The sequence below is a fragment of the Variovorax sp. 20P10.2.4 genome, assembly GCF_058244205.1.
The window spans coordinates 1-11407 of sequence record NZ_JBZAYE010000202.1; the positions used below are offsets into that span (position 1 = coordinate 1).

Here is an 11407-nt window from a genome sequence, read left to right on the forward strand (position 1 = left end):
CCTCGAACTCTTCCCGGCGCGCCATGCGGGCGTGCAGTCGGTGATGTTCCGCGCCGCGCTCGAAGTGGGCCTCACGCAGCAGGCCTTCGCCTTCCTGGCGGCCCTGCGCCGCATCGGCCTGCTGCCCGCGCCGCAGAAGCTGGCGCGGCTGCTGCATGCCACGGGCGGCCTGTTCGATGCGTTCGGCAGCGCGCTCGGCGGCATGGTGGTGCGCGTCGAAGGCATCGACGCACGAGGCGCCGCCGCGCACCGTGCCTGGCACATCGCGGCCGACGACAACCATGGGCCCGAGATTCCCTGCATGGCCGCCATCCTGCTGGCGCGCCGGCTCGCGCGCGGCGATGTGCTGCCCGTCGGCGCGCAGGCCTGCATGGGCCTGCTCGCGCTGCCCGAGTTCGAACCCGAGTTCGCGCGCTGGGGCATGGTGACGGACGTGGTCGACGAGACGCCGCGAATGCCATGACCCGCCCGGCCGACGACGACCGCCTGCTGCGCCTGAGCCTCGTCGCGGTCTGGCTGGTGACGGCCGTCGTCAGCATCGTCGAGCTCGATGGACAGAGCCGCCACGTGCTGGCCGAGGCCGGCATCGCCTCGCCGCCCTGGCTGGTGCAGTTGCTGATCGTCGGCGGCGCGGCGGCCGACCTGCTCGTCGGCCTCGCGCTGTGGTGGCGGCCGGGCCGCGCCAGCTACCTCGCGGCGCTCGGCCTGCTGCTGCTCATGACGGCCGTCGCCACCGGCCTGCAGCCGGCGCTGTGGCTGCATCCGCTGGGCCCGCTGCTCAAGAACCTGCCGATCGCCGCGCTGCTGTGGCACCTGTACCGACGCGCCACGCCATGAACACCTACCTGGTCCTCAAGTGGCTGCACATCGTCTCCAGCGTGCTGATGGTCGGCACTGGGCTGGGCTCGGCCTTCTACATGTTCTTCGCCAACCGCAGCGGCAGCGTAGCGGCGCAGGCGGTGGTGAGCCGGCTGGTGGTACGCGCCGACTGGTGGTTCACCACGCCCACCGTGATCCTGCAGCCGGCCACCGGCTTCGCGCTCGCCCACATGGCGGGCTGGCCGCTGTCCACGCCATGGCTCGCGCTGTCGCTGGGCCTCTTCGTGTTCGCGGGCGCGTGCTGGCTGCCCGTGGTGTGGCTGCAGATCCGCATGGCCGCGATCGCCGGGCAGGCGCAGCGCGACGGCCTGCCGCTGCCGCCGCTGTATGCGCGCTACCAGCGCTGGTGGGAGTGGCTCGGCTACCCTGCCTTCGTGGCCATGGTCGTGGTCTTCTGGCTCATGGTGAACAAGCCCGCGCTCTCGCCCTGAGCCGGGCCGGGGCGCGGGCCTGTGCGGTTTTCACACAGACTTCACACACGCCGCCATGGGTTCACAGACCGCGGACAGACTGCCAGACGCCGACAAAAACACCGGGGGAGCCTCCATGCTTCAAGTTGCCAATCGAAAACTCGCGTCGCTCAGCGACGTGCTCTTCACCGGGCTGGGCCGCGCGCTCGGCTTCCTGCGCCCGCTCGCGCGCGGGCTCATCGGTTCCTGGCGACCCCCGGGCTGGCTGCGCATCGCGGGTGCGCTGCTGCTGCTCGGACTGCAATGGCTGCAGCAGCGGCTCGTCTGGGTGCTGCTGCTGGTGCTGCTGGCGTTCGCGGGCTGGATGGCCAGCCCGCAGCTCCTGAAGTGGTGGCATGGCCTCACGCCCGACCGTGTCGAGCCCGTGGTGGCGACCGCGCAGATCGTGCCGCCGCCGCGCACGCAGATCGAGCTCGACAAGGGGCCCAATCCGGTCGTGATCAATTTCTCGGCCTCGGTCGCGCCGATCGCGCGTGTCGGCCAGGAGGCGACGGGTGTCGGCATCGAGCCGGCCATCGCGGGCCGCTGGACCTGGACCGATGCCAAGAAGCTGGAGTTCCTGCCCGTGCAGGACTGGCCGGTGGGCCAGGCCTACAAGGTGCAGCTCTCGAAAGAGGCGCTGGCGCCGCACATCGAGATCGAACAGCGCAAGTACGACTTCAGCTCGGCCGAGTTCAGCGCCCGCATCGCGAGCGCCGAGTTCTACCAGGACCCGGTACAGGCCAACGTGCGGCGCGCGCTGTTCCAGGTGCGCTTCTCGCATCCCGTGAACACCGCCGAGTTCGAGAAACGGCTGGTGCTGACCTACGACCAGGCCTGCAGCAGCTCGTTCTTCAGCGTCGGCAAATGCGCGAGCGAGAAATTCACGGTCAGCTACGACAAGCTGCGCCTCACGGCCACGGTCCAGTCCGAGCCCCTGCCCATTCCCGAGAAGACCCGCCCCGTGCTGCTGAGCCTCACCGCCGGCGCGGTGGCGCTGAAGGGCGGCCCGGGCCAGCGCAACGATGTCTCGCGCGCGGTCGACATCCCCGGCCTCTTCAGCCTCGACATTGCGAGTGTCGAACCCACCATCGTCACCGGCGAGAACGGCGAGCCCGAGCACGTGATGCATGTCAGCGCCTCGATGCCGGTGCACGAGCGCGAGATGGCGCGCCTGGTGCAGGCCTGGCTGCTGCCGGCCACCGAAGATCCCAAGGGCGACCCGGAAGACAAGTTCGACTGGTCCGCCGATCCCGCGAAGATCACCGACGCGGTGCTGCGCCGCGCGAAGAAGATCGGCCTGCAGCCCATCGCCAGCGAGCGCGAGGTGACCGAGACGGTCAGCTTCCGCCTGCCGCAGGCCGAGAGCGGACGCTACCTGCTGGTGCGCGTGGCCAAGGGCCTGAAGACGCCCGGCGGCTACCAGCTCGGCACGGCCGTCCAGAGCGTGCAGCTGCTCAAGACCTTCGCGCCCGAGCTCACGATCATGAGCCAGGGTTCGCTGCTCGCACTGTCGGGCGAGCGCAAGCTGCCGATCCTGGTGCGCGACCTGCCGGGCGTGCGCGTCGAGATCGGGCGCCTGCTGCCGCAGCAACTGCAGCACCTGGTGACGCAGAGCAACGGCGATTTCTCGCATCCCAAGTTCTACGGCGGCCTCGGCACCGACAACCTGGTCGACCGCTTCGAGAAGCAGATCCCGCTGGCCATTCCGCCCGGCAAGGCGCACTACGAGACGGTCGATTTCGCCGAGTACCTGCGCAGCGACATCAGCGACCGGCGCGGCGTGTTCCTGCTCAAGGTGCAGGGCTTCGACCCCAAGGCGAAGAAGAAGCCCGAGGGCGAAGCGGACGCCACCGAGGCGTCGTCCGAGGACGAGGAGCAGCAGTCCTCGGGCGAGGACGAGGGCAACCCCGAGAGCGGCAACCCCGAGGACCAGAAGGACGAGCGGCTGGTGCTGGTCACCGACCTGGGCATCGTCGCCAAGAAGTCGCTCGACGGCACGCGCGACGTGTTCGTGCAGAGCATCGCCAACGGCCAGCCCGTGGGCGGCGCGCTGGTCGAGGTGTGGGGCCGCAACGGCATGATCGTGGCGTCGCAGGCCACCGATGCCACGGGCCGCGCGAAGCTGCCCAACCTCGCGGGCTTCCAGCGCGAGAAGCAGCCGGTGGTGCTGGTGGTGCGCAAGGACGGCGACCTGAGCTTCCTGCCCTTCAACAAGACCGACCGCACGCTCGACATCTCGCGCTTCGACGTCGGCGGCCTGCGCGCGGCCGGCGTGCCGAACCAGATGACGGCCTACGTCTTCAGCGACCGCGGCATCTACCGCCCGGGCGACACCATGCACATCGCGATGATGGTGAAGGCCGGCAACTGGGGCACCTCGCTGCGCGACCTGCCGCTCGAAGCCGAGGTCATCGATGCGCGCGGCCTGAGCGTGCGGCGCGAGAAGCTGCGCCTCGGCCCCGGCGGCGCGGCCGAGATCGCGCACGCCACGCAGGACACCTCGCCCACCGGCAACTACACCGTCAATCTCTACCTGCCGCGCGAGTCCTCGCCCGGCGCGCCCGAGGTGCAGGGGCTGCTGCTGGGCAGCACCACGGTGAAGGTGCAGGAGTTCCTGCCCGATCGCACCAAGGTCACGGCCAAGCTCAGCAGCGAGATCGCCGAAGGCTGGGTGAAACCCAAGGACATGAAGGCGCTGATCGACGTGCAGAACCTGTTCGGCACGCCCGCGCCCGACCGCAAGGTCGAGGGCACGCTCACGCTGAGCCCGGCCTTCCCGGTGTTCCGCGCCTTCACCGACTACGCCTTCTTCGATCCGCAGCGCGCGGCCGAGAAGCAGGTGGACGACCTCGGCAGCGTGCAGACCAGCGCCGAGGGCAAGGCCGAGTTCGACCTGCGGCTGTCGCGCTTCGAGGCCGCCACCTACCAGGTGCACGTGCTGGCCAAGGCCTTCGAGCCCGAGGGCGGGCGCAGCGTGTCGGCCGAGGCGCACACGCTGGTGAGCGACCTGCCCTACCTGGTGGGCGTCAAGGTCGACGGCGACACCGGCTACGTGAGCAAGGGCGCGGCGCGCAACGCGCACGTGATCGCGATCGACCCGCAGGCCAAGAAGACCGCGGTGACCGATCTCGTGCTGCAGCGCGTGGAGCGCAAGGTGCTGTCGGTGCTGATCAAGCAGGACAACGGCCTGTACCGCTACGAATCGCGCCGCAAGGAGATCGTGCTCGACGAGAAGCCGCTGGCCATCGCCGCGACCGGCAACAACGTCGCGCTCGACACCGGCACGCCCGGCAACTTCGCCTACGTGGTGCGCAATGCCGGCGGGCTCGAGCTCAACCGCGTCGAGTACAGCGTGGCGGGCAACGCCAACGTCAGCCGCTCGCTCGACCGCAATGCCGAGCTGCAGCTCACGCTGGACCGCAAGGACTACGAGCCCGGACAGGAGATCGAGGTCAGCATCCGCGCGCCCTACGTTGGCGCCGGCCTGATCACCATCGAGCGCGACAAGGTCTATGCGCATGCCTGGTTCAAGACCGACAAGACCGCCTCGGTGCAGAAGATCGTGCTGCCCAAGGACTTCGAGGGCACCGGCTACATCAACGTGCACTTCGTGCGCGACCCGGCCTCGGACGAGGTCTACATGAGCCCGCTGTCCTACGGCATCGCGCCCTTCGCGACCAGCCTGTCGAAGCGCACGGCCAACCTGCAGCTCACGAGCACCGAGCTCGTGAAGCCCGGCCAGACCGTGAAGATGAAGCTCACCAGCGACCAGCCCACGCGCGCCGTGGTGTTCGCGGTCGACGAGGGCATCCTGCAGGTGGCGCGCTACAAGACGCCCGACCCGCTCAAGCACTTCTTCCAGAAGCGCGCGCTCGAGGTCGGCACCCTGCAGACGCTCGACCTGATCCTGCCCGAGTTCAAGAAGCTGATGCAGGGCGCCGCGCCCGGCGGCGACGGCGAAGGCGAGCTCGGCAAGCACCTGAACCCGTTCAAGCGCAAGCGCGACAAGCCGGTGGCCTACTGGTCGGGCCTGGTCGACGTGAACGGCAGCCGCGAGTTCAGCTACACCGTGCCCGAGAGCTTCAACGGCAGCCTGCGCGTGATGGCGGTGGCAGTGAACGACGAGACCACCGCCGCGAAGAGCACCCGCACCACGGTGCGCGGCGACATGGTGATCCTGCCGAACGCGCCGCTCGCGATGGCGCCCGGCGACACGGTCGAGGTCGGCGTGGGCCTGGCCAACAACATCGCGGGCTCGGGCAAGGAAGCGCCCATCGCGCTCACGCTCACCGCCTCGGGCGGGCTCGAGGTGGTCGGCGAGGCGACGCAGACGCTCAAGGTCAACGAGCGCGGCGAGGCCAGCACCAGGTTCAACGTGCGCGCCAAGCCCGGCGAGCAGGCGGTGCTGGGTTCCTCGGCGCTGGTGTTCACTTCCACGCACAAGAACTTCAGCGCGCGGCTCGCCACCGAGGTGAGCGTGCGGCCCGCCTCGCCCTTCGTCTCGCTGGTGCAGGCCGGCAGCTTCCAGCGCTCGGGCGAGATCGCGAGCAAGGGCGACTTCTATCCGAACTTCCGCCGCAGCGACCTCGCGGTGTCGGCCGCGCCCTGGGCCTTCGCCACCGGTCTCATGCAGTACCTCGAGGCCTATCCGCATGGCTGCACCGAGCAGATCACGAGCCAGACCTTCCCGGCCGTGCTGCTCGCGGGCCGGCCCGAGCTGCTGAAGGAAATGGCGCGGGGCCGCACGGCCGACCAGGGCCCGCTGCCCGAGGCGCGCAAGACGCTCGAGCGCTACCTCGTGCAGCTGCGCGCGCGCCAGACGGCCGATGGCGGCTTCTCGCTGTGGCCCGGCGCGGGTGCCGACCCGTTCGCGACGCTCTATGCGGTGCACCTGCTGGTGGAGGCGCGCGACCACAAGCTGCCGGTGCCGCAGGACCTGCTGCAGCGCGCCAACACCTACCTGCAGGGCTGGCTCGGCAGCGGCGACTCGTCGCTCGACGGCTGGCGCCAGCGCACGCAGGCCGCCTACCTGCTGACGCGCCAGGGCATCGTGGTTCCGGCCGCGCTGGCCAACCTGCGCGAGACCTGGCGCAACCAGCAGGCCAAGCAGACCGCGGGCTGGAGCGACGACCTCGGCGCCGTCTACCTCGCGGCGAGCTACCAGCTCGTGAAGCAGGAGCAGGTGGCCAACGAGCTGCTCAACCCCGTGTGGGCCGACCTGCTCGCGCGCACCGAGAAGAACCAGCGCCGCAACGTCTGGGGCCGCTACTACGACCCGCTGGTGCACGACAGCATGATGCTGCACCTGGTGGGCCGGCACTTCCCCGTGCGCCTCAAGACGCTGAAGCCCGCGGTGTGGGAAGGCATGGCCGGCATGGTGCGCGACGGCTGGTACAACAGCCTGTCGTCGGCCGCGATGCTGATGGCGGTCGATGCCTACTTCGATGCCGTGGCGCAGAACGCCGAGGGCAAGCTCACGGCCTCGGCCATCGATGCGCAGGGCAAGGCCGCGGCGCTCGCGCTCGGCGCCGTCAACCCGGTGGCGCGCGCCGCGGTGCCCGCCGGCACCGCGAAGCTGGGCCTCTCGAACGACAGCGACTTCAACCTCTACTACAGCTGGACCGAGCAGGGTTTCGAGCGCAAGCTGCCCGACACCGCGGTGAACCAGGGACTCGAGGTGTTCCATGAAGTGCTCGATGCCAAGGGCAACCCGGTCACCAAGGCGAAGCTCGGCGAGGAAGTCACGGTGCGGGTGCGCGTGCGCAGCCTCGAGCGGCCGCAGATCGCCGACGTCGCGCTGGTCGACCTGCTGCCCGGCGGCCTCGAGCCCGTGCTGCAGGCCGTGGGCGACGATGCCGAGGGCGAGAACGCCGACGCGCCGGTCTGGAAGAAGCGCCTGGGCGGCAACGGCTCGTGGAAGGTGCAGTACGCCGACATCCGCGAGGACCGCGTGGTGTTCTACGGCAGCGTCGACAAGAACCTGCTCGAGGTGACCTACAAGGCGCGCGCCACCAACGTCGGCGACTTCGTGGTGCCCGCGGCCTACGGCGAGGCGATGTACGACCGGCGCATCTACGCGCGCTCGGCCGGTGCGCGCTTCCAGGTGGTCGCGAACTGAGGCGAGGCGGGAGCGAACCCATGACCGCGAAGAGCACGCGTTCCGCATGGCGAGGCCGGGGTCGCCGCCTGCTGATCGCGGGCGTGCTGCTGGCCCTGCTGCTCGCGCTGCTGCGGCTGTGGCCGCATGCGCCGCTCAGCGAGACCGTGGGCAGCTCGCGCGCCGTCTATGCGCGCGGCGGCGAGCTGTTGCGGCTCACGCTCGCGGCCGACGAGCAGTACCGGCTGTGGGTGCCGCTAGCGCGCATCTCGCCCACTCTGATCGACGCGGTGCTGCTCTACGAGGACCGGCGCTTCTACGCTCACCCGGGCGTCAACCCCGCGGCGCTGGTGCGCAGCGCCTGGCGCATCGCGAGCGGCGAGCGCCGCCAGGGCGGCTCCACCCTCACGATGCAGCTCGCGCGCCGGCTCTACGGCATCGACAGCCGCACGGCCGGCGGCAAGGTCGCGCAGATTGCCGCCGCGCTGTGGATCGAGGCGCGCCACGGCAAGCGCGAGATCCTCGAGGCCTACCTCAACACCGCGCCCTACGGCGGCAACATCGAGGGCGTGCAGGCCGCGAGCCTGATCTATTTCCGCAAGGACGCCGCCAGGCTCAGCCTGCCCGAGGCGCTCACGCTCGCGGTGATTCCGCAGAACCCGGTCAAGCGCATCGCCGAGCGCGGCCGCAACACCGAGCTGCAGGCCGCGCGCGAACGCCTGTGGGCGCTGTGGGCCGAGCGCGATCCCGCCGCGCGCCAGCATGCGCCCGACGCGCAGCTCGTGCTCTCGGCGCAGTCGCGCGGCAGCCTGCCCTTCCTGGCGCCGCACCTCACCGACATGCTGCTCGCGCAGCCGCGAAGCGATGCCGGCGTCGCGGCGCCGGTCGAGATCCGCGCCACCATCGACCTGCGCATGCAGTCCACGCTCGAGCGCGTGATGGCCCAGTACCTGCGCACGCATGCCGACGTCGGCATGAACAACGCGAGCGCGCTGCTGCTCGATGCCTCGACCATGCAGGTGCGCGCGCTGATCGGCTCGGCCGACTGGCACGACGATGCCATCGCGGGCCAGGTCAACGGCACCCAGGCCAAGCGCTCGCCGGGCTCCACGCTCAAGCCCTTCATCTATGCGCTCGCGCTCGACCAGGGCCTGCTGCATCCGAAGACCATGCTGAAGGACGCGCCGACCGCCTTCGGTCCCTACACGCCCGAGAACTTCGACCATCGCTTCGCGGGCCCGCTGTCGGCGCAGGAGGCGCTGATCCGCAGCCGCAACGTGCCCGCGGTCGCGGTGGCCGCGAAGCTCTCGAAGCCCGGGCTCTACGACTTCATGCGGCTGGCCGGCGTGCAGAAGCTGCAGAGCGAATCGCACTACGGCCTCGCGCTGGTGCTCGGCGGCGGCGAGGTCACGCCCGAGGAGCTCGCGGGCCTCTACGGCACCCTGGCCAATGGCGGCATCGCGCAGCCGCTGCGCTACACCGAGCCCGCGCCCGACGAGCGGCCCGCGCAGCCGCTGCGGCTGCTGAGCGAGGAGGCCTCGTTCATCACGCTCGACATGCTGCGCCAGACGCCGCGCCCCGACACCACCCTGCCCGCGCGGCCCGCCATCGCCTGGAAGACCGGCACCTCCTGGGGCTTTCGCGATGCCTGGACCGCGGGCGTGTTCGGCCGCCACGTGCTGGTGGTGTGGGTCGGCAACTTCGATGGCAGCAGCAACCCCGCGCTGGTGGGCGTCGACGCGGCCGCGCCGCTGTTCCTGCGCATGGTCGACGCGCTGCGCGCCGAGCGGCTCGATCCCGGCGAGGTCGCGACCACGCAACCGGCGAACCTGCGCCAGGTCGAGGTCTGCGCCGCCACCGGTGGCCTGCCCGATGCGCTGTGCCCGGTGCGTACGCGCACGTGGTTCATCGCCGGCAAGTCGCCGATCCAGGTCAGCAACCTGCATCGCGCCGTGTGGGTCGACGAGACCACGGGCAAGGTGGTCTGCGGTCCGCAGCCGAATGCGCGCCAGCAGGTGGTCGAGCAGTGGGGCAGCGACATGCGCCGCCTGTTCCGCCAGGCCGGCCTGCCGCGCGCCAGCGTGCCCGCCGATGGCTGCGAGCAGAAGGACGCGGGCGCGCCCGAGGCCGCCCCGCTCATCAGCTCGCCGCTGCGCGGCGTGCGCCACACGCTGCGCGTGGCCAGGCCCGAGCCGCTGGTGCTGCGCGCCGAGGCCGCGGCCGGCACGCAGACCCTCTACTGGTTCGCCGACGATGCGCTGGTCGGCCGTGCCGCGCCCGGCGAGGGCATCGCCTGGATGCCCGACCTGGCCGAGTCGGGGCGGCGCTACGTGCTGCGCGTGGTCGACGATCAAGGCCGGGCCGAGTCGCGTGAAGTGATCGTCGATATCGCACCTTAGTGGCGCTGGTGTCACCGCTGCGTCACGTGCCGTCGGCAAGGTCTCGCGTTTTCGACTCGGACTCCCGATCTCCATGAAGAAGACGCGCCTTTCCCTCCTCGCCCTGGCCGCCGCCGCTGCGTTCGCCGCCACCGGTGCCTCGGCCCAGACCGCCTTCCCCGCCACCCTCGCCGGCCATGCCGTGCTGCCCGCGCAGAGCTTCGTCGCCGCGCCCAAGGATGCGCCGGCCGACCTGCAGGTCAGCGGCAAGTTCACCACGCCCAAGCGCGTGGAAGCCATCGGCAGCGTCGAGGGCCTCTCGGGCGGCCGCGGCACCGGCGTTTCGCTGCCCTTCAAGGGCCAGCCGCTGCAGGGCCACTCGGGCATCAAGAAGATGGACGACGGCAGCTTCTGGATCCTCACCGACAACGGTGCCGGCGCGAAGGCCAATTCGCCCGACTTCATGCTCTACCTCAACCACTACAAGGTCGACTTCAAGAGCGGCAAGTTCCAGCGCCTGGCCACCGTGTTCCTGCACGACCCCGACAAGAAGGTGCCGTTCCGCATCGTCCACGAAGGCAGCAAGCAGCGCTACCTGACCGGCTCCGACTTCGATCCCGAGAGCTTCCAGTTCGCCGGCGGCGCGCTGTGGATCGGCGAGGAGTTCGGTCCCTACCTGATCAAGGCCGACCTCCAGGGCAAGGTGCTCGCCGTGTTCGACACCCAGGTCGACGGCAAGGTCGTGCGCTCGCCCGACAACCCGGCCGTGACCACGCCCGGCGTGCCCGGCGGCGCGGTCGACTTCCAGATCAAGCGCTCCAAGGGCTTCGAAGGCATGGCCGCCTCGAAGGACGGCAGCAAGCTCTACGCGCTGCTCGAAGGCCCGGTGTGGAACGCCGAGGCCAAGGACTTCGAGAAGGTCGAGGGCAAGGAAGCGCTGCGCGTGCTCGAGTTCGACGTGGCGGGCGAGAAGTGGACCGGCCGCCATTGGACGTACGTGCTCGAGGCCAACGGCAACGCCATCGGCGACTTCAACATGATCGACGGCACCACGGGCCTGATCATCGAGCGCGACAACGGCGAAGGCACCAGCGACAAGGCCTGCCCCGAAGGCCAGAAGCGCACCGACTGCTTCCACGACATCGCGAAGTTCAAACGCGTCTACAAGGTCGAGCTCAGCGACGCCAACGTCGGCGGCCCGGTACGCAAGATCGGCTACATCGACCTGCTGAACATCGCCGACCCCGACAAGCTTGCGCGCAAGCCGCTCAACGACGGCGTGCTCAAGTTCCCGTTCTTCACCATCGAGAACGTCGACGTGGTGGATGCCACCCACATCGTCGTCGGCAACGACAACAACCTGCCCTTCTCGAGCAGCCGCGAGCCGAACAAGGCCGACGACAACGAGCTGGTGCTGCTGGAGGCGGGGGCGCTGCTGCAGGCGAAGTGAGCGGCGGAAGCGCCCGCTATCGCCCTGCGTTCGGGTCGAGATAGCAGGGCGTTTCCTTGGGGAAATCGCATCAGATGAGTATTATTCTCATTCTCCCGGCCCTGGCCTTTCCCCTTTTTCCATGACTTCCCGAACGACTTCGCACGCCGTC

At 70.0% G+C, this 11407-nt stretch carries 5 protein-coding genes and 1 pseudogene; all 6 read left to right on the forward strand.

Going from position 1 to position 11407, the window contains the following annotated elements:
- Window positions 1–463, forward strand: a pseudogene (locus AC27VN_RS19410) (saccharopine dehydrogenase); the annotation flags it as partial.
- The gene (locus tag AC27VN_RS19415) at window positions 460–837 is read left to right on the forward strand and encodes a DoxX-like family protein (RefSeq protein WP_490877551.1); all 378 of its coding nucleotides are present in this window, start codon (window positions 460–462) and stop codon (window positions 835–837) included. The pseudogene AC27VN_RS19410 and the gene AC27VN_RS19415, both read left to right, overlap by 4 nt.
- Window positions 834–1310: a DUF2269 family protein gene (locus tag AC27VN_RS19420; RefSeq protein WP_208513843.1), complete on the forward strand. Its 477-nt coding sequence runs from the start codon at window positions 834–836 to the stop codon at window positions 1308–1310. The genes AC27VN_RS19415 and AC27VN_RS19420 overlap by 4 nt, the downstream gene beginning before the upstream one ends.
- Window positions 1311–1425: 115 nt before the next feature.
- On the forward strand, window positions 1426–7449 hold the full coding sequence (locus AC27VN_RS19425; RefSeq protein WP_490877552.1) for an alpha-2-macroglobulin family protein: 6024 nt from the start codon (window positions 1426–1428) through the stop codon (window positions 7447–7449).
- Between the two features lie 20 nt (window positions 7450–7469).
- Window positions 7470–9827, forward strand: coding sequence for a penicillin-binding protein 1C (gene pbpC, locus AC27VN_RS19430; RefSeq protein WP_490877553.1), 2358 nt, complete (start codon window positions 7470–7472; stop codon window positions 9825–9827).
- A gap of 73 nt (window positions 9828–9900) precedes the next feature.
- A complete protein-coding gene (locus tag AC27VN_RS19435; RefSeq protein ID WP_490877554.1) occupies window positions 9901–11256 on the forward strand; it encodes an esterase-like activity of phytase family protein in 1356 nt (451 codons plus the stop codon).
- Window positions 11257–11407 lie beyond the last annotated feature (151 nt).

Bases quoted from the DNA above. Each gene is read 5' to 3' on its own strand.
- pbpC (WP_490877553.1), top strand. From the start codon at position 7,470: ATGACCGCGAAGAGCACGCGTTCCGCATGGCGAGGCCGGGGTCGCCGC.
- AC27VN_RS19415 (WP_490877551.1), top strand. From the start codon at position 460: ATGACCCGCCCGGCCGACGACGACCGCCTGCTGCGCCTGAGCCTCGTC.
- AC27VN_RS19435 (WP_490877554.1), top strand. From the start codon at position 9,901: ATGAAGAAGACGCGCCTTTCCCTCCTCGCCCTGGCCGCCGCCGCTGCG.
- AC27VN_RS19420 (WP_208513843.1), top strand. From the start codon at position 834: ATGAACACCTACCTGGTCCTCAAGTGGCTGCACATCGTCTCCAGCGTG.
- AC27VN_RS19425 (WP_490877552.1), top strand. From the start codon at position 1,426: ATGCTTCAAGTTGCCAATCGAAAACTCGCGTCGCTCAGCGACGTGCTC.